At 44.9% G+C, this 25,982-nt stretch carries 22 protein-coding genes; 11 read left to right on the top strand and 11 right to left on the bottom strand.

The genetic code is table 11. The annotated features are described in order from the left end of the window. Positions 1–161: 161 nt before the first annotated feature. Positions 162–998, bottom strand: a complete 837-nt coding sequence (locus tag BW716_RS18850; RefSeq protein ID WP_083724815.1) for a UDP-2,3-diacylglucosamine diphosphatase — start codon at positions 996–998, stop codon at positions 162–164. 280 nt (positions 999–1,278) lie between these two features. On the opposite strand from BW716_RS18850, the gene BW716_RS18845 reads away from it, so the two are divergent. From BW716_RS18845 to BW716_RS18810, 8 genes are all read left to right on the top strand, one after another. Continuing rightward, complete coding sequence (locus tag BW716_RS18845; RefSeq protein ID WP_083724813.1) at positions 1,279–1,932, top strand: DUF47 domain-containing protein; 654 nt, start codon at positions 1,279–1,281, stop codon at positions 1,930–1,932. Between the two features lie 39 nt (positions 1,933–1,971). Beyond that, on the top strand, positions 1,972–2,976 hold the full coding sequence (locus BW716_RS18840; protein ID WP_083724811.1) for an inorganic phosphate transporter: 1,005 nt from the start codon (positions 1,972–1,974) through the stop codon (positions 2,974–2,976). A gap of 214 nt (positions 2,977–3,190) precedes the next feature. Next, positions 3,191–4,054, top strand: a complete 864-nt coding sequence (gene rfbA / locus BW716_RS18835) for a glucose-1-phosphate thymidylyltransferase RfbA (protein WP_083724809.1) — start codon at positions 3,191–3,193, stop codon at positions 4,052–4,054. Positions 4,055–4,219: 165 nt separating this feature from the next. Next, the gene (gene galE / locus BW716_RS18830) at positions 4,220–5,248 is read left to right on the top strand and encodes a UDP-glucose 4-epimerase GalE (protein WP_083724807.1); all 1,029 of its coding nucleotides are present in this window, start codon (positions 4,220–4,222) and stop codon (positions 5,246–5,248) included. A 105-nt stretch (positions 5,249–5,353) separates the two neighbouring features. Next, positions 5,354–6,319: a transketolase family protein gene (locus tag BW716_RS18825; protein ID WP_083724805.1), complete on the top strand. Its 966-nt coding sequence runs from the start codon at positions 5,354–5,356 to the stop codon at positions 6,317–6,319. Between the two features lie 154 nt (positions 6,320–6,473). Further along, the gene (locus BW716_RS18820) at positions 6,474–7,025 is read left to right on the top strand and encodes an RNA polymerase sigma factor (protein ID WP_083724803.1); all 552 of its coding nucleotides are present in this window, start codon (positions 6,474–6,476) and stop codon (positions 7,023–7,025) included. 122 nt (positions 7,026–7,147) lie between these two features. Beyond that, positions 7,148–8,581 (top strand): hypothetical protein, encoded by a 1,434-nt coding sequence (locus BW716_RS18815; RefSeq protein ID WP_083724802.1) that lies wholly within the window; start codon positions 7,148–7,150, stop codon positions 8,579–8,581. Positions 8,582–8,647: 66 nt separating this feature from the next. Further along, a complete protein-coding gene (locus BW716_RS18810) occupies positions 8,648–9,070 on the top strand; it encodes a hypothetical protein (RefSeq protein ID WP_083724800.1) in 423 nt (140 codons plus the stop codon). Positions 9,071–9,123: 53 nt separating this feature from the next. On the opposite strand, the gene BW716_RS18805 is transcribed toward BW716_RS18810, so the two are convergent. The 7 genes from BW716_RS18805 to purD form a co-directional block, all read right to left on the bottom strand. Then, on the bottom strand, positions 9,124–9,885 hold the full coding sequence (locus BW716_RS18805; RefSeq protein WP_235643871.1) for an MBL fold metallo-hydrolase: 762 nt from the start codon (positions 9,883–9,885) through the stop codon (positions 9,124–9,126). A gap of 93 nt (positions 9,886–9,978) precedes the next feature. After that, positions 9,979–11,271 (bottom strand): rod shape-determining protein RodA, encoded by a 1,293-nt coding sequence (gene rodA, locus BW716_RS18800; RefSeq protein WP_235643870.1) that lies wholly within the window; start codon positions 11,269–11,271, stop codon positions 9,979–9,981. Then, positions 11,271–13,229, bottom strand: coding sequence for a penicillin-binding protein 2 (gene mrdA / locus BW716_RS18795; protein ID WP_083724798.1), 1,959 nt, complete (start codon positions 13,227–13,229; stop codon positions 11,271–11,273). The genes rodA and mrdA overlap by 1 nt, the downstream gene beginning before the upstream one ends. A gap of 57 nt (positions 13,230–13,286) precedes the next feature. After that, positions 13,287–13,796 (bottom strand): hypothetical protein, encoded by a 510-nt coding sequence (locus BW716_RS18790; RefSeq protein WP_083724796.1) that lies wholly within the window; start codon positions 13,794–13,796, stop codon positions 13,287–13,289. Then, positions 13,793–14,683 (bottom strand): rod shape-determining protein MreC, encoded by an 891-nt coding sequence (gene mreC / locus BW716_RS18785; protein WP_083724794.1) that lies wholly within the window; start codon positions 14,681–14,683, stop codon positions 13,793–13,795. Before mreC ends, BW716_RS18790 begins: the two co-directional genes overlap by 4 nt. A 58-nt stretch (positions 14,684–14,741) precedes the next feature. After that, positions 14,742–15,764 (bottom strand): rod shape-determining protein, encoded by a 1,023-nt coding sequence (locus BW716_RS18780; RefSeq protein ID WP_012787871.1) that lies wholly within the window; start codon positions 15,762–15,764, stop codon positions 14,742–14,744. Between the two features lie 296 nt (positions 15,765–16,060). After that, complete coding sequence (gene purD, locus BW716_RS18775; RefSeq protein WP_083724792.1) at positions 16,061–17,338, bottom strand: phosphoribosylamine--glycine ligase; 1,278 nt, start codon at positions 17,336–17,338, stop codon at positions 16,061–16,063. A gap of 174 nt (positions 17,339–17,512) precedes the next feature. Between purD and BW716_RS18770 the strand changes: the two genes are divergently transcribed. From BW716_RS18770 to BW716_RS18760, 3 genes are all read left to right on the top strand, one after another. After that, entirely contained in the window at positions 17,513–19,207 is a 1,695-nt protein-coding gene (locus BW716_RS18770; RefSeq protein WP_083724790.1) for a peptide MFS transporter, read from the top strand. A 128-nt stretch (positions 19,208–19,335) separates the two neighbouring features. Beyond that, complete coding sequence (locus BW716_RS18765; protein ID WP_083724788.1) at positions 19,336–21,396, top strand: OPT family oligopeptide transporter; 2,061 nt, start codon at positions 19,336–19,338, stop codon at positions 21,394–21,396. A 180-nt stretch (positions 21,397–21,576) separates the two neighbouring features. Further along, on the top strand, positions 21,577–22,080 hold the full coding sequence (locus BW716_RS18760; RefSeq protein WP_083724786.1) for a hypothetical protein: 504 nt from the start codon (positions 21,577–21,579) through the stop codon (positions 22,078–22,080). On the opposite strand, the gene BW716_RS18755 is transcribed toward BW716_RS18760, so the two are convergent. Genes BW716_RS18755 through BW716_RS18745 form a run of 3 tightly spaced genes read right to left on the bottom strand, consistent with a single transcriptional unit; the run spans position 22,077 to position 25,953 of the window. Next, the gene (locus BW716_RS18755) at positions 22,077–23,279 is read right to left on the bottom strand and encodes a DUF1501 domain-containing protein (RefSeq protein WP_083724784.1); all 1,203 of its coding nucleotides are present in this window, start codon (positions 23,277–23,279) and stop codon (positions 22,077–22,079) included. The genes BW716_RS18760 and BW716_RS18755 overlap by 4 nt on opposite strands. A gap of 10 nt (positions 23,280–23,289) precedes the next feature. Next, entirely contained in the window at positions 23,290–24,732 is a 1,443-nt protein-coding gene (locus BW716_RS18750; protein WP_235643851.1) for a DUF1800 family protein, read from the bottom strand. A 15-nt stretch (positions 24,733–24,747) separates the two neighbouring features. Then, on the bottom strand, positions 24,748–25,953 hold the full coding sequence (locus tag BW716_RS18745) for a molybdopterin molybdotransferase MoeA (RefSeq protein ID WP_083724780.1): 1,206 nt from the start codon (positions 25,951–25,953) through the stop codon (positions 24,748–24,750). Positions 25,954–25,982 lie beyond the last annotated feature (29 nt).

The following is a 25,982-nucleotide window of genomic DNA, read 5'->3' as shown; positions in this document are numbered from 1 at the left end:
ATTAAGGGGGTGTTATCTAATCATAAATATATGTTAAAGTATAACATATATAACCTTGCATTTACACTTCAAACCAATCCATTTCCACTTTTAGCGGAAACGGATTGGTTTGGGGCAGGCCTGCGGGCCGGCTGAAATAGCAGGAATCAGAAATACCAATATTATGAATTAGGGAAAGTCACTGCTTTCGACAAATCAATATCCCCCCATATCTGCTGATCTTCTTCCTCTTCCGGCAGTACTACTTTTGTTTTCGTTACAGGGTATTGGTAGAGGGTCCATTCTTTATTTACATATTCGAGAGAAGTGAGGCTTTCCACCCAGTCGCCGGAGTTCAGGTACGTTACCGTCTTACCGTTATGTACCATTTCCTTAATGATTGGCTGGTGGATATGCCCACAGGCTACTACATCAAATCCTTTGTCTACAGCGATTTCAGCTACGATCTGTTCAAAGTCGGAGATGAATTTCACTGCTTGTTTCACCCCATGTTTCACCTTTTTGGAAAAGCTCATCTTTTCCCTTCCCATGCTTTCCAGGATATTGTTCACCAGGCGGTTGAGAATAATGAGCAGGTCATAGCCTTTGCCCCCCAGTTTTGCAAGCCACTTGGAGTTTTTCATGGTTATATCATATACGTCTCCATGAAAGAACCAGTGTTTTTTGCCGTCTACGTCCAGGATGAGTTTATTATCGATAGTGAGGTTACCCAAACCGAACCCGGCAAATTTGCGGAGGGCTTCGTCGTGGTTGCCGGTCAGATAATATACATCCGTTCCCTTTCCTGTCATTTTCAGGATTCTGCGGATCACCTTGGTATGCGCTTTTGGGAAGTAGCGTTTGCTGAACTGCCAGATGTCGATAATATCTCCATTGAGAATCAGTATCTTAGGATCGATGCTATCTAGGTATTGGACAAGCTCTTTTGCGTGACAGCCGTATATTCCGAGATGTACATCGGAAATAACGACTATATCAAGTGGGCGTTTATCGGACATTGTTTACGCTGGTGAACCGGAAAGCCGGATTCGTTGTTTCTAATGGTGATAAATAGTGTTCGCTCGCTGTAGGTGTATTTTGCCCCTGCGCTGGGCCTTTTCCGGATAAAATCATCCTTGAAAACCAGGCTCGTACACTGCAGGTTTTAACAATACAAAGAAAAAATTGCTATATTACTTTTATATTAATACAGTGTTAAGGAATCATTAAGAAAAATTATTTCTTGGAGGTATTGGTTGCGGAGAGCTATTTTTGCGCCAAATTCAAACTATATAGCGTATGGGAGGCTTTAATTCCTTTGTTAAATTGTTTATTCCTAAGGACAGGGTATTCTATTCATTATTTGAGGATGTAGCTGCCAATCTGGTGGAAATGGGAAAAGTATTGATAGAACTGGTAAATTCTACAGACCCTGCTGTAAGAAAGGATAAGACGCACCTGATCGAAAGACTGGAGCATAAGAACGACGATTTTACCCATCGCATATTCGTAGAACTGGGCCAGAACTTCATCACCCCTTTTGACCGTGAAGATATTCACCACCTGGCATCTACGCTGGATGACGTAGCAGATTATATTCATGGCTCTGCCAAACGTTTAGATCTGTATAAAGTGGTAGAAATCAGCGATAGCGTTCGTAAACTGGCAGACCTGATCTACCAGGGTTGCGTAGAGTTGCACAAGGCGATCCCTGAACTGAGAACCATGTCTAACATGCGTAATATCACAGATGCCTGTGTAAGGATCAACAGCCTGGAAAACCATGCTGATGATATCTATGATATGGCCATCGCTGACCTGTTCGAGAAAGAATCCAACAATGCAGGCGAGCTGCTGAAAATGCGTGAATTGTATCAGGCACTGGAAATCGCTACCGATAAATGCGAAGACTGCGCCAACGTGATCGAATCTATCATTATTAAATATGCATAGTCGCCCGGTCCTTAATGGCTCAATGCAAACTGTATTCTAATGGCCTTACTTGTCACAATTATTATACTGGCGTTCATCTTTGACTTTATCAACGGGTTTCATGATGCTGCCAACTCTATAGCTACAATCGTTTCCACAAAAGTGCTGACTCCGTTTCAAGCCGTATTGTGGGCTGCTATATTCAACTTTGCTGCTTTTTTTATCTCAAAGTACGTTTACGGGGAATTTAAGGTAGGTAATACCATTGCTAAATCAGTATTTGAGCAGTTTATCACCCTGAAAGTGATCTTCTCCGGACTGGTAGCGGCGATTGTATGGAACCTGCTGACCTGGTGGTATGGTATTCCATCCAGTTCTTCCCATACCCTGATTGGTGGCTTTATTGGCTCTGCCGTTGCTGCTGCTCATGGTAACTTTGACGTGATCAACTATGGTAAGGTAATGCCTATCATTTACTTCATTGTGCTGGCGCCCTTTATAGGGATGGCCGTCGCCTTTGTGATCACGATCATAATTATGAATGTTTGTCGCAAGGCAAACCCATATAGGGCAGAAAGCTGGTTCAAACGCCTTCAGCTGGTATCTTCTGGTGCCCTGAGCCTTGCCCATGGTGGTAATGATGCTCAAAAGGTAATGGGTATCATCGCTGCTGCCCTGGTAGCACATGGTATTATCCCTGACCTCATGCATATACCGAACTGGGTACCGTTCTCGTGTTTCGCTGCAATTGGTTTAGGTACCATGAGTGGTGGCTGGAAAATTGTAAAGACAATGGGGTCCCGCATTACCAAAGTGACTCCGCTGGAAGGTGTAGCCGCTGAAACCGCAGGCGCCATTACGCTTTACCTTACTGAAGCACTGGCCATTCCTGTAAGTACCACACACACAATTACCGGTTCTATTATCGGGGTAGGTGCTACCAAACGTCTTTCAGCAGTACGCTGGGGGGTAACAGTGAGCCTGCTTTGGGCATGGATCCTGACTATTCCGATCAGTGCTTTACTGGCTGCTGCCGTGTATTTTATCGTGAATCTCTTTATTTAAACGATCTTAGGATCTATATAGCCAGCCGGCGTGAGTAATACGGAAGTTATACTCACGCCGGCTTTTTTTATTGATATTTTTCCCGATGCCGCTTTTTTTTCCCCCCCATCCACCTATTTTTGTAAGGCTTTTGGAAAACCCAGTATCCTATTACATCAATGAGGCCATTATTGTAATGGTGTATTGATAATTGTTTATCATATAATAAACCACAATGAAAGGTATTATCTTAGCCGGGGGCTCCGGCACGCGTTTACACCCCATTACTTATGCTATCAGTAAGCAGATCATGCCGGTGTATGATAAACCGATGATCTACTATCCACTGTCTACGCTGATGTTGGCTGGTATCAGAGAGATCCTGATTATTTCAACGCCTCATGACCTGCCTGCTTTCAAGCGGCTCTTTAACGACGGCAAGCAGTTGGGACTGGATATTTCTTATGCTGAACAACCGGAACCAAATGGTCTGGCACAGGCATTTGTGATTGGCAAAGACTTCATCGGGAATGACAATGTCGCCCTGGTATTGGGAGATAATATATTTTATGGCGCAGGTCTTGGTACACAGCTGGCCAACAATGTGAATCCACAGGGAGGTATCGTATATGCCTACCAGGTATCAGATCCGGAAAGATATGGTGTAGTGGAGTTCGATGGCAAAATGAAGGCGGTATCTATCGAAGAGAAACCTGCTAAGCCCAAGAGCAACTATGCCGTACCTGGTTTGTACTTTTATGACAATACTGTGGTGGAGATTGCTGCTAACCTGAAACCAAGTGCACGTGGTGAATACGAGATCACCGATGTAAACAAAGCCTACCTGGAGGCTGGCAGACTGAAAGTATCTATCTTACCACGCGGTACCGCATGGCTGGATACGGGTACCTTCGACTCCATGATGCAGGCTTCCCAGTTCGTACAGGTGATAGAACAGCGGCAGGGGATCAAGATCGCCTGTATCGAAGAAATCGCTTTCAGACAGGGATTCATTGACATAGATCAGTTACACAAACTGGCGGCTCCACTGCTGAAGAGCGGTTATGGCAACTACCTGGAGTCATTGCTGAAACAATAATATTGAGATCCATACACCAAAAAATCGCTTTTGCCGCCAGGGTAGAAGCGATTTTTTGTGATAAGCTGTTCCTGGCTGACCAATATTTTGAGAATATGGTATTTACGACATAAATTCGTAATTCGCTTTTTGTTACTTTGATACCAACTCTAAAAAACAAATCATATGAAGGTTCTTGTTACCGGCGGTTGTGGCTATATTGGCTCTCATACTATCGTAGATCTGATAAATAATGGATTTGACGTAGTCTCTGTAGACAGCAATATCCGTAGTAGTACACAATTGCTGGAAGGCGTAGAAAAAATCACAGGTAAAAAGGTCCGCAATTACAAAGTTGACCTCTGCAACCTGGAAGATACCCACGCCGTATTCCACGAAAACCGTGACATCATAGGTGTCATTCACTTCGCAGCCCTGAAAACAGTACCAGAATCAGTGTCAGAGCCCCTGTTATATTTCCACAACAACCTCACTTCACTGACTAATGTACTGAAATGTGTAAAGGAATTCAACATTCCTAATATGGTGTTCTCTTCTTCCTGCTCTGTGTATGGTAATACCAACGCCCTGCCAGTAGTAGAAGAAACCCCGCTGGGAGAAGCACAATCACCATATGCACGTACCAAACAAATGGGGGAACAGATTATTGAAGACTATAGCCGTGTAAACAGCACACAGTCTATCCTGCTCCGTTATTTTAACCCGGTTGGTGCACACCCTTCTGCCCTGATCGGTGAACTGCCACTGGGTAGACCAGATAACCTGGTGCCTGTGATCACCCAGACAGCAATTGGCAAAATTCCTAAGCTGACTGTATTTGGTCATGATTATGATACCCGCGATGGTAGCTGTATCCGTGACTATATATATGTAATGGATATCGCAAACGCTCATACCAGGGCATTGCAATACCTGATCGACAAGAAAAATAAGGCGAATTGCGAGGTTTTCAACCTGGGTACCGGTAATGGTGTAACCGTACTGGAAGCTATCAAGGCATTTGAAAAGATCTCAGGCGTGAAGCTGAATTACGAACTGGGCCCAGGTCGTCCGGGAGATGTAATTGCGATTTATGCGAATAATACAAAAGCTAAGTCCCTGCTGGGATGGGAGCCTAAAACAGGCATTGAGGATATGATGAGGACTGCATGGCAGTGGGAAGTAGCGCTGAGAGACAGGGTTTTAAATAATTAAAGTTTCATCCGCCTTAGGCGGATGAAACTTTTTTAAAATAGTACAGAGCTATAACATGCTCATCTTTTTTATTACTTTAGAGGCGAAATACTTATAACAAAGGCTATGGTAAAAGATATAAAACCATTAAATGAGAAGGAAACCCGCGCAGGATTTGGAGAAGGAATCCTGGAAGCAGGTCGTAGAAATCCAAATGTAGTGGCGCTGACTGCCGATCTGCTGGGCTCTATGAAACTGAACGCCTTTATCAAGGAGTTTCCGGATCGTTTTGTACAAGTCGGTATTGCAGAAGCCAACATGATAGGTATCGCTGCTGGTATGACTATTGGCGGTAAAATCCCTTATACTACCACGTTTGCAAACTTTTCAACCGGACGCGTATACGATCAGATCCGTCAGTCCGTTGCTTATTCTGACAAAAATGTGAAGATCTGTGCATCACACGCAGGTTTAACCCTGGGTGAAGATGGTGCTACTCACCAGATCCTCGAAGATATAGGAATGATGAAAATGCTGCCTGGTATGACAGTGATCGTACCTTGCGATTTCAATCAGACCAAAGCTGCCACTATTGCGATTGCAGAATATGAAGGTCCTGTGTACCTGCGTTTCGGCCGTCCAAAATGGCCTAACTTCACTGCAGAAGATCAGACTTTTGAAGTAGGTAAAGCGCAGATCCTGCACGAAGGTACTGACGTAACCCTCTTCGCTTGTGGTCACATGGTATGGCTCTCTATCGAAGCGGGTAAGATACTGGAAGAAAGAGGCTATAGCGTGGAAATCATCAATATCCACACGATCAAGCCACTGGACGAAGCAGCTGTACTGGCTTCTATCAAAAAAACCGGTTGTGCGGTAACTGCCGAAGAACACAACGTACTCGGTGGTCTGGGCGACAGCATCGCACAGGTAGCTGCACGTAACCATGTCGTACCTATCGAATATGTAGGTACTGAAGACACCTTCGGTGAAAGCGGTAAACCTTTAGACCTGCTGAAGAAATATGGCCTGGATGCAGATCATATCGTGGCTGCTGCTGAAAAAGCAATTGCCAGAAAGAAGGCTAAATAAGAGATATTCATCAACTTTTTATTGGACTGTAGGCTGACTATAACATGGTCAGCCTATATTTTTATCTCTTATCAATATTAAACTTTACAGTAAAAAAAACGTCTTAATAGATGGTTTTTAATTAAATTCCAGTCTTTAACCATTTAACCTTTGTATGGCCATCATTCAGGATGATAAGACATTGCTGAGTTTGTACAGAGATCCTGCCACAAGGGAGAAGGGATTTACGTATATCATTCAGAAATATCAGGAGCGCTTATATTGGCATGTAAGGCGGTTGGTGCTGGATCATGACGACGCGAACGACGTATTGCAAAACATATTTGTAAAAGTTTGGAAGAACCTGGAAGGCTTTCGTGAAGACGCCCAGTTATATACATGGTTATATAAGATAGCCACCAACGAATGCCTGACATTCCTGGAAAAACAAAAGAAAAATACCTCCGTCTCCCTGTCCGACGTGGAAACAGGACTTAGCAATACGCTTAAAGCTGATAGTCAGTTTGACGCGAATAAATTGGAATGGAAACTGCAGAGAGCAATTCTGGGATTACCCGAAAAACAAAGGATCGTATTTAACCTGCGATACTATGACGAAATGCCCTATGAAGAAATGAGCCGTGTGCTGGATACCTCAGAAGGTGCACTGAAAGCATCTTACCACCACGCCGTAAAAAAAATAGAAGAATTTATCAAGAACAGCTAATATTGCGACATTTGCTAATTTTTGGGGTGAAATCCTTAAATTATGAGATGAAATTGAAATATTTGAAGACGAAACGTTTCAGTCTTTAAACTATTCATATCTTTTGCCGTCTAAATACCGAGATGATACCCAAAGGCAACGATATTGCGAACGAACTTCAGGAGCTTATTCCTGGCGCTCAATGGCCACAAAAGGCGCCCCTGTCAGGGGTTCCGGTGGGCTACTTTGAGTCCCTGCCAGCAATGATCCTTGGAAAAGTGCGTCAGGGGGATGTGATGGAAGAGCTGCAAAGCCTCTCCCTCATGCTGGCTGCTGCACCAAAAACGTTCCCGATGACTGTGCCATCCGGTTATTTTGGTCAGTTACCTCAGTCAATCATTACACGTATCCAGGAGCCGGAATTATCGGGTGTATCCCGGAAATTACCTTTTACCCCTCCGCCTAACGGGTATTTTGAGCAACTATCCCAACAGATACTTGCAATTGTAAATGAAGAGCAGGAGCCCGAACTGGTTGGTATTTCAAGAGAATTACCTTTCACCGCTCCGCCTGCAGGGTATTTTGAGCAACTGTCACAACAAATTCTTGCACATGTAAATGAAGAGCAGGAACCGGCGCTAACGGGTATTTCCCGGAACGTACCTTTCTCTGCTCCACCAAAAGGATATTTTGAGCAACTACACCAAAGGATAATTGCACTCGTAAACGAAGAGCTGGCCCCGGAATTGACCGGTATATCCCGGATATCTCCTCTTACCCCTCCTCCAAACGGATACTTCGGGCAACTATCCTCACAGGTGATGCAAAGAATTCAGATGGAAGAAGCCGCTACTGAGCTGGCAGCTATCTCTCCATTAATGGCTACCCTGCCAAAAGCAATGCCTTTCTCCCTGCCTGAAGGGTACTTAGAGCAGTTCCCTGCCCAATTACTCCTGCAGATCCAGGAAGCAGAAAGTGTATCTCCTTTTGCCGAGCTGACCAGACACACGCCTTTCTCTATGCCTGCAGATTACTTTGAGCAGCTATCTGCCCAGGTTATGCAAAAGGTAAGAAATGAGGAAGTAGCAGATGAACTGGCTGACATCTCTCCATTACTGGCTTCCCTGCCAAAAGCAATGCCTTTCTCTGTACCAGCCGGTTACTTTGACCAGCTGGATACGCAGGTAGGCACTATTGTACAGGCACCGGCCAAAGTGGTGAACATGCGCCCACGCAGAATGCAGTTCTACAAATGGGCGGCCGCCGCCTGTATGATTGCACTCGTAGGTACCAGCAGTTTGTTCTATATGCGCAACACCCAACATCCGGCTACTAAGGCAGTTATTAACCTGGCCGAAGCCAGCTTATCAGATGTAAGTGATCAGGAAATTTTGGAGTACCTGCAAAATCACATGGATGCTTTTGATAAAGAAGACCTCATGGGAGTAACAACCGCAGCGACTACTAAAACGACGACAGAAAATTCACCATTACCGGGTGGATTGTCTACCGAAGACATCGAAAGCTATCTGGAAAACACCGGTTCTTTAAAAGAAGAAAGTCCAATTAAAAATTAAATGAAACATTTTTACATACTGTGCTTACTGTTTATCACTTCTCTTCTGTGTCGACCCTCACCGGGTATGGCACAAAGTGGCGGCAGCGATGCTGAGATAAATAGCAAGATCCGGGCGGCGGAAATAGCTTACCTGGCTCAAAAGCTCGACCTTACACCAGACGAAGCCCAGAAGTTCTGGCCGGTGTATAACCAGTATACCAAAGAAGTAGAGATCCTGATCGCAGAAAGAAATAACCGTGCTACCCCTGCTAAAGAAAATAAAACTGAAGCAAGAAACAGTGCGCCGGATCAGGAATTAAAATATGACCAGCGTATGCTGGATATCAAAAACCATTACGATAAGGAATTTCAGAAAGTACTGCCAGCAAATAAAGCAGGGTCGGTGTTCAGGTCAGAAAGAGAATTCAGGAAAGTATTGTTGCAGCAGCTGAAAGAAAGACAATTGAGAAATGTGGGTGGACCAGGCCCCCGCAGATTTAGAAACTGATAACGCTAGATGTTATACAAGGCATAAGTAAAAGGAAAGCCNNGGCTTTCCTTTTACTTATGCTTATTTGGAAATTTATTAAATGGCGTCTTTGTATCATGATAATAAAGAAACGTCCAATCCTCTTCTGCGCCCCGCTGTTTGAACTGCTCACGGAGTTCTAAACCACGCTTGCCATCGTAATCATACTTTGCTGCAAAGCGACGGATCATGAAGGACATTTGAGGCGCTTCGTCACCACCAAAAAAGACCTTACCATCTTCGTCGTTGATAAGAAATACCTGGTGGTAAGGGCAGTGACCGCCGGTTACCCAGTAACTAATATAATCGTCGATGGTACCATCACCTTCTGTGAAGACTACATTATCATAATTCTGAAGCAGGGAGATATCACTGCCGAGGTATGATTTGCCGTCATTCTCAAGCGCATACTGGAATTCCTGCCTGTTTACATAATAGGTAGCATGTGGGAATGTGAGCTGCCGCTGACCGGTGATGGGATCTTCTGCAGAAACGCCACCGGAGTGATCTTTGTGCAGGTGACTCATCAGTACTTTGGTGATTTCCATGGGGTTCACACCATTATCAATCAGATGCTGATGAATTTGCAGTACCCCATCTTTGTTGCGGAGCCCCAGTCCTGTGTCGAAGAGGATGAAATCCTGATTCGTGATCACAAGGAAAGGTTGAATTTCTACCAGTAAGGAACCACCAGTTCTTTGCTGCATGGTATCTACTGATGGATTATAAGGTACGAACTGTTTTGTAGCATCTACAGTGAAAGACCCTTCTGATAATGGAATAATACGTGCCATAGTTTCTAGTGCCAAAGTGCGTATGCAAAGGTACAAAATAAAAAAAGAACGCTCCTGCCATAGGCGGGAGCGTTCTTTTTTGTGGACGGGCCATTATCTTAATACCATCTGCCTGTCAGCATCCAGTCTCAACATTATAAATATCAACATCGTAAATGTCATCAACGACGAACCACCATAACTCACTAACGGCAATGGAATACCAATTACCGGTGCCAGACCTATCGTCATCGATATATTGATGGCCATATGGAAGAAGATGATGCTCGCGACCCCATATGCATACACCCTGCTAAACGTCGATCGCTGTCGCTCCGCGACAAATATAATCCGTAAGAGCAGGGCGACATATAGCCCTACAAATATGATAGAGCCCAGGAAACCAAAGTCTTCTCCCACTGTACAGAAGATGAAGTCAGTACTCTGTTCCGGTACGAAGTCATATCTTGTTTGTGTTCCTTTCAGATACCCCTTACCGATCACACCACCGGAACCGATGGCAATCATACTCTGCCGGGTATTGTAAGTCGCTTTCGGATCGTTCTCTTTACCCAGCATTACGTTGATACGCTTTACCTGGTAATCTTTCAGCACCTTGGTAAAAGCAAAAGGAACGATGAACATCACAAACACCGAACAGAAAGCATAGATACCTACGATCAGCGCCAGTTTGGAACGATGTCTTTTGATATCCCTGCGCATGAAATAAATGACAAGCGCTGTAATACCAGTAAATATGTAGAAGAGAATGTTCTTATCCACCAATAAGGCCGACAATACCAGCACAATCCCTGAGAACGCAATTACCAGCAATACCGCAGGCAACCCTTCTCTATACATCACCAGGAAGAAAGAGAAATACACCAGCGCCAAACCCGTTTCATCCTGCAAGATGATGATGGCGCAGGGAATCAATGCCAATGAAGCGGCAATCAACCGCGCCCGTAGCTTGGTAAAATCCGTTTCCAATGAAGAGAGGTATTTCGCTAAGGCCAGGTTGGTACATAGTTTCGTCAACTCTGCGGGCTGGAACTGAAAGCCTCCTATCACCAGCCATGAGTGTGAACCTTTTACATCCTTACCGATAGCTATTACCAACAGCAATAGTAATATACCACCTGCATAGAGCAGGTTGGCAGTAGCTGTAAAGAACTTACTATCCGTGAGCCAGATGATGGTAGCCAATACGGCCGATACACCCAGCCACATAATCTGGCGGGAATAGTTTTTATTCAGGTGAATGATATCGTTCCAGATATTATCGCCCTCTCTGTACTCTGCAGCAAAGATCGATAACAGGCCAACGAACACCAGTGCCAGATACAGACCCATTATAGGCCAGTCAATACCTTCTGTAAGCTTTAATTGCTGCCGGCGGTTTATCATTAGTTATTCGGGAAATAGAGTTTAAGTATTTGTTCTGTCGTCATTTTAGCCGAAGCTCCGTTCAGGGAATCCAGCTTGGATTTCTCTCTTACCACAGGATCGATGGTCGCATCGTTCAATGTTTTCGTCATCTGTGGTTTGCGTTTTATTGATATGGTATCATTCAGGTATTTCTCAATCATTAAGCTGGCGATAGGTGCAGCATAGGTGGAACCAAAGCCTGCATTTTCCACGATTACGGCTATCGCAATTTTAGGATTGTCTCTCGGCGCAAAAGCTACGAACACAGAGTGGTTTTTCAGTTTGGTGAGCTTACCGTTTACAATAGCATTGTTCTCTGCAGTACCTGTTTTACCACACACAATGATGTTGTCGATACGGGCAATCATACCAGTACCTTTTTCCACCACATCCTCCATACCATAGATTACTGAACGGTAAGATGTATCTGATACGTGTGCTACCACGTGTTTTTCTTTGTATTTAGCCAGCAAATTGGTGTTGTCATTGTCTATACTGCTCACAAAGTGAGGTATATAGTAAGAACCATGGTTGGCAATGATACACATGGCATTCGCCATCTGCATGGGCGTAGCGACTACCTGGCCCTGCCCCATACCTACATATAGTTCGGAACAGGAGTTCCACTGACCACGATACAATTTATTCATACCTGTGGTATCGATGGCTTTACCACCTGATTCGCTCGGAATATCTACACCCAGTCTGTGACCGAGACCGAAGGAGGAGATATAATCATGCCACTTCTGATGTCCTTTTTTTACACCACCCCATTTAGGCGCATCCACTTCCAGCCTGTAAAGGTGTACAAAGTAAGCATTACAGGAGTTGGCAATAGCCAGTCGCAGGTTCGCTGCGTGCCCCGGGTTGTGGTGGGTACAGGCAATCGGGCGACCGCAATAGGTATATGCACCAAAGCAGGGGAAACCATAACTTGGTGTAATTACACCTTCATCCAGTGCGATCAGGGCTGTCAGCGGTTTCATAGAGGATCCCGGTGGATAACCTGCCTGAATAGCACGGTTAAAGAGTGGTTTGGTCGTATCAGTAAAGAGACGGCTAAAGTTGCGTGCTCTGAAAGAACCTGTCAGCAGATTCGGGTCGTAGGTAGGTGCACTCACCATAGAGAGGATACCACCTGTCTGTGGATCGATTGCTACCACACTACCTATTTTATTACGCATCAGGTGCTCACCGAGTACCTGCAGATCAACATCTAAAGAGAGGCGGAGGTTCTTACCTGCAATAGCGGCGGTATCGAACTCCCCATGTTCATAAGGACCCTGTGGACGGTTCAGGTTATCCTTTACCAGGTATTGGATACCACGTTGCCCCATCAGCACTTCTTCGTAAGTTCTTTCCAGGCCGGTCATACCCAGGTAGTCACCCTGGTTATAATCGCTGTATTGCGGGCGTTGCATCATCTGAGGGGAGATTTCACCAATATACCCTAAGATATTTGCAGCAGCGGCAAAAGGATAAGAACGGATCTGTCTGGGCACCAGTTCAAATCCGGGCTGGAACATATACATGCTTTCCTGCAGCTTACCGAACATATCCGGAGCGAGCAGGGGAGCAAAAACAGATACACGGCGGCTACCATTCTTGAGGATGGAGGCAGTGATGCGTTTTCTGAATTCTTCATTAGTAATATTCAGGATCTGGCACATGTAAGCCGTATCAATATTTTTGACATTGATAGGTGTTACGACCAGGTCGTACATAACATCATTGCTGAGGATACTCCGACCTTTGCGATCGAAGATAATACCACGGCTGGGGTAAACTACTTTGCGGAGTACCGCATTCGCATCCGCCAGCTTGGAGTATTTCTTCTCGACAACCTGTAAAAAGAAAAGCCTTGTTATGATCAACACGATCATGCCAAGGAAAATTAATTGTATGACCCGTTTTCTGGGTTGGTTATAAACAGACATTTCCCTGGAGATGCATTATTAATAAAAGTATCCTTCTATATAAAGATACTATACATTTTACTTCCTCGAAAAGAACAACAACTCATACAGCACGATCAGGAAAATGCTCGCAGCGGTAGAAAAGATGATCTTTAACAGCAGATACAGAAAGCTGCCAACATTGAATACCTCCAGTGAGAAGAAGACCAGATTGTGAAGGAATACCAGAATAGAAGCATAGATCAGAAACTGGGACACTCCCATACTTGTCATAGAAGGGGTCTTCTGCGTAGTTTCGAAACCACCTTGTGGAGAAAGGACATTAATAATAAATGGTCGTAGGTAGCCGATGAATACACAGGCAGCAGCGTGCATACCCATTGTATTCATAAACATATCGAGGCTGAGGCCCATGAGCAATGCCAGCAACATGAGTGCCGGACGGGGCAGGTTAAAGGGCAACAGCAGTACGAAAAGCACGTAGAGATTAAAGCTAATCGATTGATGCAGCAAAATTCTGTTTAGAACAAATACCTGCAGCAACAGCAAAAGCACAAAACGGATTATATTTCTTAACAGTATGCTCATTGTTTGATCAGCTTGTAAGTTGAATCCTCCAAAGATTTTTGTTCATCCTGCAGCAGGTTGTCGATCACATATACATATTGCAGGTTGTAAAAGTTGGTGGCCAGGCGAATTCTAACATTGACAGAAGTGCTGGCTTTGTCTACCTCTTCGGTTGATTCTACATAACCGATCGGTATATTTTCAGGGAAGAAGGCGGAGTAACCGCTGGTGACTACGGTATCACCTTTTACGAGGTGTACACCTTTAGGCACGTCTTCCATGGTGGCATAACCGGCTTCGCTGCCATGCCAGCGTACCATACCCATTTCCTTACTGTGGCTCAGGCGGGCACTGGTACCGAAGTTACGACCTTTGGAGAGCAGGGAGATGATGACAGCATAGTGTTCATTCACACTGCGTACGATACCTACTACACCGCTTGGGCCAACTACGCCCATATTAGGACGGATGCCATCGGCACTGCCACGGTGAATGGTGATATAGTTGATAGGACTATTTACGGAGTTGTTGACTACCTTGGCAGCTTTGTACAGGTAGCGGCGTACAGCGGTACTGATCACTTTGCGGGTGGTATCGGTACTATACTGACGAATGGTATCAGATTTTACAATATTGTCGAGGATAACAGTGTCAAAACTTGTGCGCAGCATATTGTGCAGACGGGCATTCTCTTTTACCAGACTGTCATTTGTCGCTTTCAGGTGAAAGTAGTATTCTACGTTGTTGTAACGTTCGTATAACCTGGCGCTAATGTTATTGGCGGAATTGAGGTAAGCTGTTTTCTGAAAATCGTTGTTCTGGAAGACCAGCACTAAACAGATCACTTCCAGCAGCAAGAACAGAAAAAAATTAAAGTAGCGCCTTAAGAAAATGATGAGATTACGCACAGGATTTTATTTCTATAAAGAAGCCTGCAAAGCCGATAGCCCTGCAGGCCTCTCTGTATTATTGCATTAGGAACGGATACTTACCTACGTGTTTCAGTGCGATACCGGTACCTCTTACCACGGCGCGCAGTGGATCGTCTGCCACGTGAACGGGCAATTTGATCTTCTGGGTCAGGCGTTTGTCGAGGCCGCGTAACAATGCACCACCACCGGTCAGGTATAATCCTCTGCGGTAGATATCTGCAGCCAGTTCGGGAGGAGTTGTTTCCAATGCTTTCAGGATGGCTTCTTCGATCTTGAAAATGGATTTGTCCAACGCTTCGGCTACTTCCTGGTAAGATACCATGATCTGTTTAGGAATACCGGTTACGAGGTCACGTCCATTTACTGCTACATCATCTGGTGGGTTGTCCAGTTCTTTCAGTGCAGAACCGATCTGGATCTTGATCTGCTCAGCAGTTCTTTCACCAATCAGCAGGCTATGATAGCGGCGCAGGGCTTCCATGATATCGGCAGTGAACTCGTCACCGGCGATACGGATACTCTGGTCGCACACAATACCAGCGAGGGCAATCACGCTAATACCGGTGGTACCACCTCCGATATCGATGATCATGTTACCTACCGGCTCTTCTACGTCAATACCGATACCCAGCGCAGCGGCCATCGGTTCATGTATCAGGAACACTTCCTTAGCGCCCGCCTGCTCGGCAGAGTCGCGTACGGCGCGTTTTTCTACTTCTGTGATGCTGGATGGAATGCAAATTACCATACGCCAGCTGGGAGAGAACAAAGGCTTCTTTGGATACACCAGTTTGATCATTTCACGAAGCATACCTTCTGCTGCATTGAAGTCCGCGATTACACCATCTTTCAGGGGACGAATGGTGCGCAGGTACTCATGTGTCTTCTCGTGCATCATCATGGCTTTCTTACCAACAGCCACAATTTTCCCGCTAGCGCGCTCTATAGCAACAATGGAAGGTTCATCCACTACCACCTGGTCATTGTGAATGATCAGCGTATTAGCTGTACCTAAGTCAATCGCTATTTCCTGTGTTAAAAAATTAAAGAACCCCATTGCTTAATATGGTCAAAATATTATTGTGTGCAAAAATGAATAATTCCAACGAATATACAATCTTAAAATTGTATGTTTTCTCAATAATACAACTAAATATTAAAAAATGTTATTTATTGTATTTGATGAGCCGGTTAGTAGTTGCAACAGTTAAAAACAACCTGTTAGCCGGTAAGTATGACTCTCGAAAACGCTTAAACGAATGATCGTTTATGAAATGGTATTGCTCTCTATTAATGAATGAGTTATGCGACAGTAGTGGTGCCTGCATAGCCACAGGCCAACCCTTGCTGGGCTTACACGAACTCGAATCCAATATCCCTCCTGTAATATTTGCCTTCAAAATCAATAGATTCTGCTGTTTGCCGGCTATGCGACAACGCAATACCCAGATCAGAAGCCAGTGAAGTGATGGTAAGTACACGACCGCCATTGGTGAGGATCTCACCGCCAGAAGCCCTTGTACCTGCCTGGAATACCAGCTGATCCTGCGTTGGGGCAGGAATGTTGGTAATGACCTTACCCTTCTCATACGCTTCCGGATACCCTCCGGCTACCAGCATTACTGTGGTCGCCACACGGCTATCCTCATAAATTTTTTGTGCAGACAGCTTACCGTCTATCACTGACTGAAACAGCTCCAGCAGGTCATTTTGCAGGCGAGGCATTACCACCTCCGTTTCAGGATCACCCATGCGACAGTTGTATTCTATCACAAATGGCGCTCCATCTACTTTGATTAACCCAAAGAAAATAAAGCCGTTGTAGACAATGTTCTCTTTGGCTAACCCGTCTACCGTAGGTTGGATCACCTGTTCTACCACCTGGTCCATAAATGCTTTGTCAGCAAATGGAACAGGAGAAACAGCACCCATACCACCAGTATTCAGGCCGGTATCGCCTTCTCCAATACGTTTATAATCTTTTGCGGAAGGCAGCAGCTGATAGCTTTTTCCATCCGTCAGCACAAATACAGATAATTCTATGCCAGAAAGGAATTGTTCTACAACAACTTTTTTGCTGGCATCACCAAACTTCGCCTCACGGATCATCTGGGTGAATTCAGTCACCGCAGCTTCGCGATCTTCGAGGATCACCACCCCCTTACCGGCAGCCAACCCATCGGCCTTGAGTACAATTGGGGTGGCATGCTGACGCAGATAGGCGACCCCCTCTTCGTAGGTACTCTCGTCAAACTCCCTGTAGGCGGCAGTTGGAATATTGTGACGGCTCATGAACTGCTTTGCAAATGCCTTACTGCCCTCCAGTTGAGCGGCATATGCAGAAGGTCCCATCACTGGGATGTGTTTCAAAGCTTCGTCCTGCTGGAAGAAATCGTAGATCCCTTTTACCAGTGGTTCTTCAGAACCAGGTACTACCAGGGTAATGGCATTTTTAAGACAGAAAGCCTTTATTTTATCGAAGTCGGACACCGCGAAATCAACATTCTCCCCATATTGGGCAGTACCCGCATTTCCGGGAGCGATGAACAACTGCTCACATAAAGTGCTCTGAGTCATTTTCCAGGCCAGGGCGTGTTCCCGGCCACCACTTCCTAATAGTAAAATCTTCATATTGTATATCAGTGTGTAATTTGAGCGAATTCAGCCATTTCAGCCCCGTTCTTCCAAATTTTTTGCAAAGAAAGGCCAAAATTTAACCAAAAGCACCATTTTTCTCTACAAAAAGCCTAATTTATTTATCTTGCCACATTCATAGGACTATCTTATCAACAAAACTAACCAATTATGACTCAATCTGCTGTTGAGCAGCCTGTAAGTACACCAAAACAAAAAGGCGGCCATCACAAAGGCCTTTATGTTCTTTTTTTTACTGAGATGTGGGAGCGCTTCGGGTATTACCTGATGATCGGGATCTTCTTCCTATACCTGATTGATCCAACCGCTAATGGCGGTAAAGGCTTTGATACTGCCCACGCTTCTGATCTTGTAGGTTCGTACATTGCATTGGTTTACCTTTCGCCGTTCATAGGGGGGTTAATGGCCGACAGGTATCTCGGCTATCGTAAAGCGGTTATTTTAGGGGGTGCCCTGCTTGCCGCCGGTTATTTTACACTGGCCTTCCCCGGGGAATTAGCCATGTATACTGCCCTGACCCTGATCATTATCGGAAATGGCTTCTTCAAACCGAACATCGGCACCATTCTCGGGAACATCTACAACAGAGAAGACCTTAAACCTAAGAAAGACATTGCCTACAACATCTTTTACATGGGTGTAAATATCGGTGCCTTTATTTGCAACTTCGTGGCTGCTTACCTACGTAACCACTATGGCTGGGGCCACGCTTTTACCGCTGCCGGCGTAGGTATGCTGGTAGGTTTGGTGATCTTCATCTCCAAATCCAAAGTAATTGCTGAAGGAGATATCCGCAAACCAGTACAGAAAGATGATATGCCGATGAGCAAAATCCTCGGACTGGTATTGCTGCCAGCTTTCATCGCTGCTATCCTGGGTTACTTCATGTACAAATTCCTCGGGCATCCGCTATTTGGTACACCATCCATCGATGCATTCATGTTTGCCTGTGTACCTATCGTTATTTTCTACATTCGCCTGTATACTACTGCGAATAAAGAAGATAAACGAGGACTGGGTGCGCTGCTGGCCTTCTTTGCAGTAGCGATCGTGTTCTGGGTGATCTACAACCAGAACAGCACCGGTTTGACAATATGGGCAGATCAGTATACTGATCGTTCTATGTCAGAAGGTGTCGAAAAGATTGCGAAACCAATGGGTATGCTGCAAACTGTGACAACCGAGCCACACGCCGTCACCCAGATCGATGCACAATTCCGTGCAATAACTGATGGTCATGGCAATACCATTACCGTACAGGGTGCAGATCCTTACTTCCAGAACCTGCCAAAGGACAAATGGCCTGCCAGCGGCAAAATGCAACTGATTTCAACAGAGATCTTCCAATCTGCCAACCCAGGGTTTATCGTATTATTCACATTGTTAGTCCTCGGATTGTTCGGATGGCTCGCCAAGAGAGGCAAAGAGCCTACTACACCTATGAAAGTGGCAATGGGTATCTTCATTGCCGGCCTGTCGTCTTTACTGATGATCGTGGCAGCATCTATGACGAATGTGTATGTGGATAAGAGTTCTATGGCCTTCCTGGTAGGTACTTATGCCATCTTCACCGTGGGTGAAATATTGGTAAGTCCGATCGGATTGTCTATGGTATCCAAGTTATCCCCTCCACGCCTGACGGCACTGATGATGGGTGGCTGGTACCTGGTGAACTCCATTGCTGGTAAAGTGGCTGGTATGATGGCAACTTTCTGGGATAACTTCACTGACAAAAAGGTATATTTCATGATTCTGACCGTAGCTGCAGCCATTGCATTTGTGGTCATGCTGATGATCAGTAAGTGGATTGCAGGTGTCGTAAAAGAGAAAACCGGATCTTATTAATACCCTCGAAAAAATATGCTTAAAATGCTTCTGCCGGCCGGTAGAAGCATTTTTTTTTAGGGGTAAAAGGGCTATATGTCTTATATTGCCTCCCAAACAAAATCTAACTATACCCACCAACAACAACTATGGCAGATAATTTTAAACCTTTTGTCTCACCCGAGGTGAAGATGAAAGAATTTACAGTCAAGTCCATTTTATTGGGCTGCATGTTTGGTATTATATTCGGTGCCGCCACGGTGTATCTTGCGCTGAAAGCGGGTTTAACGGTTTCTGCGTCTATCCCGATTGCAGTGATTGCCATTACACTCGGCCGGAGATTTTTTAAGACCACGATTCTGGAAAACAACATTATTCAGACTACAGGTTCAGCAGGTGAATCTATTGCTGCGGGTGTGGTATTTACGTTACCTGGCTTCCTCTTCCTGTCTGACCACAATGGTGATCAGTATTTTAATTACATCACGATCCTCATCCTTGCCATCTTTGGTGGTATCCTGGGTACATTGATGATGATTCCCCTGCGCCGGTCACTGATTGTAAAAGAACATGACACCCTGCCTTACCCTGAAGGTACTGCCTGTGGCGATGTACTGATAGCCGGTGAAAAAGGCGGTGACTTTGCCAAAACAGCTTTCTATGGTCTGGGCTTTGCGGTAGTATATGCCGTGTTCCAAAAGGTATTTCACGTGATTTCGGAAACACCTGCCTATATGACCAAACAGGTCAACAAATTCTTCCCTTCTGCTAAAATAAGTGCTGACATCACCCCTGAATACCTGGGTGTTGGTTATATCATTGGCCCCCGCATTGCCGGTGTACTGGTAGCGGGTGGTGTATTGTCCTGGTTGGTATTGATACCTTTGCTGGCCAGTTTACTGCCTGGTGACCTGATTGCTACACAACTGGTAAAACTGGGTTACCTCGCTAACCTGGCTACGCCTGGGGGTAAAGGTAACTGGAATCCTGCTACACATACTTTTACGGATTACTCTGCCGCTATCTACTTTGCCTATGTACGTCAGATAGGCGCTGGTGCCGTAGCAGCAGGTGGTTTCATCACGCTGATCAAAACCATTCCTACCATCATTTCTTCTTTCAAAGGTAGCCTTGGCTCCCTGAAGAAAGGTGAAGGTGCAGGTGCTGCAAATGTGGCTGTACCACGTACAGAAAAAGACCTGAATGTAAAACTGGTATTGTTTGGTAGCATTGGCCTGATCATCCTGATGGCGTTCCTGCCCCAGTTACCAGGTCAGTCTATTGGTCAGAAACTGCTGGTAGGTTTGCTGGTGGTAATATTCGGTGCATTCTTCGTAACTGTATCCAGCCGTATAGTAGGTTTAATTGGTTCTTCCAACAACCCTATTTCAGGTATGACTATCGCTACACTGATGGGTACCTGCCTGGTATTTATTGCTGTGGGTTGGAGCGGTAAAGTATATGAGCCAATGGCACTGGTAGTAGGTGGTATGATCTGTATCGCTGCTGCGAATGCAGGTGGTACATCGCAGGATCTGAAGTCTGGTTATATCGTGGGTGCTACTCCTATGTACCAGCAGTTGTCACTGTTTATTGGTGCGATCGTATCATCTATCGTAATTGGTCTGACAGTGAAATTCCTCGATAAACCTACTGCTGTAATGATTGCGAATGGCGTAACTGACCACGCAATTGGCAGTACTTATTTCCCTGCCCCACAGGGTACACTGATGGCTACGTTGGCAAAAGGTATTCTCTCTAAAAACCTTGACTGGCAGTTTGTACTGGTAGGCGTATTCCTCTCTATCGTAATGGAGCTGTGTGGTATTAAATCACTGTCATTTGCAGTAGGTGCTTATCTGCCATTATCTACGACTTTACCAATTGCGATTGGTGGCGCTATTCGTGGTGTGGTAGATATGAAAAACAAGAAAAAAAATGTGACGGTTTCTGCTGAAGAAGAAGAGCTGGGTAAAGGTAATCTGTTTGCAACCGGCCTGGTAGCTGGTGGTGCGGTAGCTGGTGTGATCATTGCGATTATGGCGGGCTTCAATAGCACAGCAGGTGCACTGGATGCGATGAATATGGAAAATGCACTCTCTGGTGCATTGGGCGAAGAAGGGTATTATATACTCGGTGTATTAGGATTTGCATTCATGGGATGGGTGCTGTATCGCATCGCTACAAGAAATAAAGAAGCAGGCGCTTAATAGCAATACCTCTTTTAAAAAACATTCATGAAAGAGGACATTCTCCAACGGAGGATGAAAACCATTTTCAGAAAAAAGCGTTTTTGGCCGATGGTCAAAAACGCTTTTTTGTTTACTTTTAATTATCAATTGACAATTAACCTCTTACATTTTCGTTAGCTATATAAAACCCAAAATCTCATGCGCCAATTAATTGCTCTAGCCGGAATCCTGTTACTGATTAGCGCCTGCAAGCACGATGACAACGAACCCATCAGAAAATTTACATCCTTCCAGGTAGACAGCCTGATCGTACTGGCTGAAGACCCAACTGCTGTGCTCACTCCCGCTAATCTTACAGATAACGACGCTACTAATGATTATCCTGTTCTAAACATTCTCGCTACCGGCAATCATGATGAAACGGTTCAATTCTCTTTGATTTCTGAAACCGAAAATATTCAAACCGGTGACTATTCTTCTACCATCTATGGCAATGCTTTTCAACTAGGATTTGCAGGTCTCGATTATAACCTGCAGGCGAATTTCAATTACGGTACGCTGAACCTGCATATTACCAAAGTAATAGATACACTCATCGAAGGTTCCTTTGATGGTGAACTCGTAGATACCACCGGCACTATCTCTCCCAAACCTTTGGTAAAAGGGTTCCTGAGGGTTGTATTCAAAAGAGATACACTCTAAATAAAAGTTAAATGATCGTAGTTATGTTTTAAGATCGTCTTGTCATCTGCTCCCAACCATTTGTTGAGCAGCGTGGCATATACACGCTTGAAATCAACTTTGTACTGCAGGTCTCCGTCCTTCAGATTCATCAGATCAGGACCATCGTTCAATAAACCCTGTTGCTTTAATCCACCACCTATCAGGAACATGTTATTCGCAGTGCCATGGTCAGTACCATTGCTGGCGTTCTGCTCCACTCTTCGGCCAAATTCAGAGAAGGTCATGACCACCACATCCTGAAAACGGTTATTGTTCTTCAGGTCTCTTGTAAATACTGTCACTGCATCGTCCAGTTGTTTGAAGAGGTTCTGTTGCTGTGCCTGTTGATTTACGTGTGTATCAAAACTACCATGAGATACATAATATACTTTGGTACTGATGTCGGACATGATCAGCTTTGAAATGGTACGCAGGCTCTTACCCAAATGGGTGGAAGGATAATCTTCTTTGGTCTCGTATGTTTTAAATTGCTTTTGAATGTAGTTGGCAGATGATAAGGTAGCGCCCAGTGTTTTGTACAGATAATCCACATTAGGTTCTTCATCACGATGCTGATGCATTAAATCATTGTACAATCCTGCATTGATACCACTGCTTAATCTGCCCGGGTCATTGAAGGCTAATCCTTTCTGGAATTCGCCTTTCATGGCAAGGCTCAATGTATCGTCAATTTCCAGTGCCTGCACGGGTTTATCACAATCTCTACATTGTGCATCGAGATAGCGACCTACCCAACCATTGCCCCAGTAGTCAGCAGCGTTGCTGGCAGATTGCCAGATATCCATAGAGCGGAAATGCGAACGATCCGGATTGGGATAGCCTACATTTTGCAGGATGCCCATACCTCCATCATCATACAGTGCTTTCATGCCTACCATAGCAGGATGCAGTCCTGTTTCATCTGTGAGGGACAAGGCCTTTTCTCTTTGTATACCTAAGCTGGGCCGGAGTTTATAATAGATATCATTGCGATAGGGAATTACAGTATTTAACCCATCATTACCACCTGACAACTGGATAATGACAAGTACCTTATTGCCCGGCGGCACCATGGCATGTGTTGAGTTTTCCAATGCTTTCAGGAACTTCGGTATGAACAAAGATGCTGATGCCAACGAGCCCGCTTGTAAAAAACGACGTCTGTTCAATATTAGCATACAATAAGTTTTAACACAATTGATATTCGGGTGTACTCATCACAGCGATGGTGACTGTCTTTATAAATTGTTCTCTGGATGTAACGTCTGCGTGGTTTTCCAGGATTTTTTTGCTTACGTTCTTACTATTTTGCAAGAGCGTATCAGCAATGGTGGTAGCCAGGTCTTCGCGATTTACATCTTTGTAATCTCCCATGTAATCATCCCAGTGAATAATGCCTTTGATCTTTCGGGCATATTGTTTTTTGGCTGCCTCATTTACCTGCTGTGTGGCTTTGTAACTTCCCATCCCCATTTCTGGCGTGATCTCTTTTGGCTGGATATTGAAATCTTTTTCATAGAGAATCATAGATGGTAATTGCATGCGATACATTAAGCTGGAACTATCTATCCAGTTACGACCACCGGGCCATCCGGCTACGTTTGGCGGGTAAAATAAAGTCTGACCCAATACCTGCTGAAAGGAGATCATCACTTCTTCTCTGTCAAAATCGACAGGGATCGTTCTACGAAAACCCACCAACAATTCAATGGGTGATTTGATATGGTTACCGATCAATTTACTATCGTAAAACCAGTCTGCCATGAAGATGTTGCGCATCAGTTCTTTGATGTCGTAACCAGAATTATAAAATTTATCTGCGAGGGTATTGATCTTTTCAGGATCAGGTGTTTCTTCATCTACAAAGAATTTATAGACTTTCGCGGTGATGAATTGTGCAGTCGCTTTTTTCTCTAAGAGAATTTTTAACACATCATCACCATTGAAATTCCCTTCTTTGCCAAGGATATTTTTCACACCTTCATCATGCGTCTTTTCTCTGAACACAAAATTACCATCATCATCAAAAGCCCATCCCGTGAAGGCTCTGGCTGATTCTTTCACATCCTGTTCAGTATAGTTACCACGCCCCATGGTGAATAGTTCCATCACTTCACGTGCGAAGTTTTCATTGGGATGTGCTTTTTTGTTTTGTTGATTATTCAGGAACTGTAGCATAGCAGGCGTTTTGGAGACAGCGGTGAGTAAGTCTCCAAAGTTGCCCAGGGCATTGACTCTGATCACATTCAGCAATTGCTGGTTGAACAGTACATTCTGTGTGCGACAGGCAAAATGCCCATGCCAGAAGAGGGCCATTTTTTCTCTTAATGGATGTGTACTGCGCACCATCTCATCTACCCACGATACATTCAGGTCTTTGATACCTTGCGTATTCATTTGCTGCACCATCTTGCGGGTATCAGCATCCAGATCTTTTTTCTTCCTGTAATCAGGCAGGTCGGACTGGTCAATGATCTTGATGGGAGTCGTCTCATCTTTAGCAGGACCAATAAGGATCTTGCTTACAATTTGTTTACGGCGCTTGTGGGTCCAATCAGCTATAACAGGATAGCGTTCTCCAAAGCCAGCCCTCCATGCGAGGTGCTGCATCTGCAATTTTCCAGGGACCATAATTTTATTTTTAGATCAGGATCTGAATCTCCACACTGGATAACTACTGCCTTTCTCAAAGTTTTCTTTTTCTGATGGCAATTCCAGAAACCCATCTGCCTGCAATAAAGCTGCCAAATCTCCGGAACCATGATAGGGCGGTGGCAAAGCGATGAACTGGCCACCCGCTACGGGGTGCAAACGAACAGGCATGAAATAGGTCAATGGTGGCTTGAAATGTACATCTGTACCCAATACAGCGTATGGTTCAGGCCCCGCTGTAATTTGTAAAGAAGCCTTTAACCAAGGCAAAACATAACGATAACAACACATGAACCCGGATACCGGATTGCCAGGCAATGCAAAAACCACAGGGCCATTTTCAAAGTGTCCAAACAGGAACGGTTTGCCGGGGCGCTGTTGTACTTTATGAAATACCTGCTGCATACCCAGCTCTTCCAACACCTGTGGCAGGTGATCGTATTTACCAGCAGAGACAGCTCCCGTACAGATCAATACATCATGATTTAATAATGATCCTAATAATTGTTGTATAGCGGGTATATCGTCATTGACATGATAACAGGTGGCATGGATACCCAGTTCTGTATGTAGTGCAGCAGCAAGTGTATAAGAGTTGGAAGTACGTACCTGGTGTATATCAGGGGTTTCTGATACAGGTACCAGTTCATCACCGGTAGTGATAATGGCGACGTTGGGTAAGCGGCTCACACTTACCATTGTTTTACCGACAGACGCCAGTACACCTGTTTCTGCAGCAGTAATACGGGTACCTGCAGCGATCAATACCTGACCAGCAGCAGCATCGGCACCCTGACGGTGAATGTGTTGCCCTTGTGCTACACCCGCTTTGATAGTAAAACGACGGAAGCCATCGTGTTCCGACGCTTCCAGGTGTTCGTACTGGATCACAGTATCTGTCAGTTCCGGCAAAATAGCGCCGGTCATGACTTCCAAACAATCAGCCATGCTACCGAGTTGCTTTCTGGGCATACCTGCGGCCTGCATGTCTTCTACGCCAAATACAATTTGTCCTTTGGAATAGGCTTCAAAATTGATGGCGATCCCATCCATCATTACGCGGTCATAAGGGGGGAAATCCCGATCAGATAAAACGGGTTCACGCAGTACCCTTCCTGTGGCGGAAGTAAATGGTACCTGTTCCATTCCGAAGTCTCTGGCTATCCCCATGACGGCAGCATAGGCAGCGATGACATCCATTAGCATATGTTAACAGGTTTCTTTGTAAA

Origin of the sequence: [Flexibacter] sp. ATCC 35208, from assembly GCF_001975825.1 — a bacterium.
Classification (GTDB): domain Bacteria; phylum Bacteroidota; class Bacteroidia; order Chitinophagales; family Chitinophagaceae; genus Chitinophaga.
The sequence above is the reverse complement of the archived record's forward strand: the minus strand, read 5'-3'. Positions and strand labels throughout refer to the sequence as shown.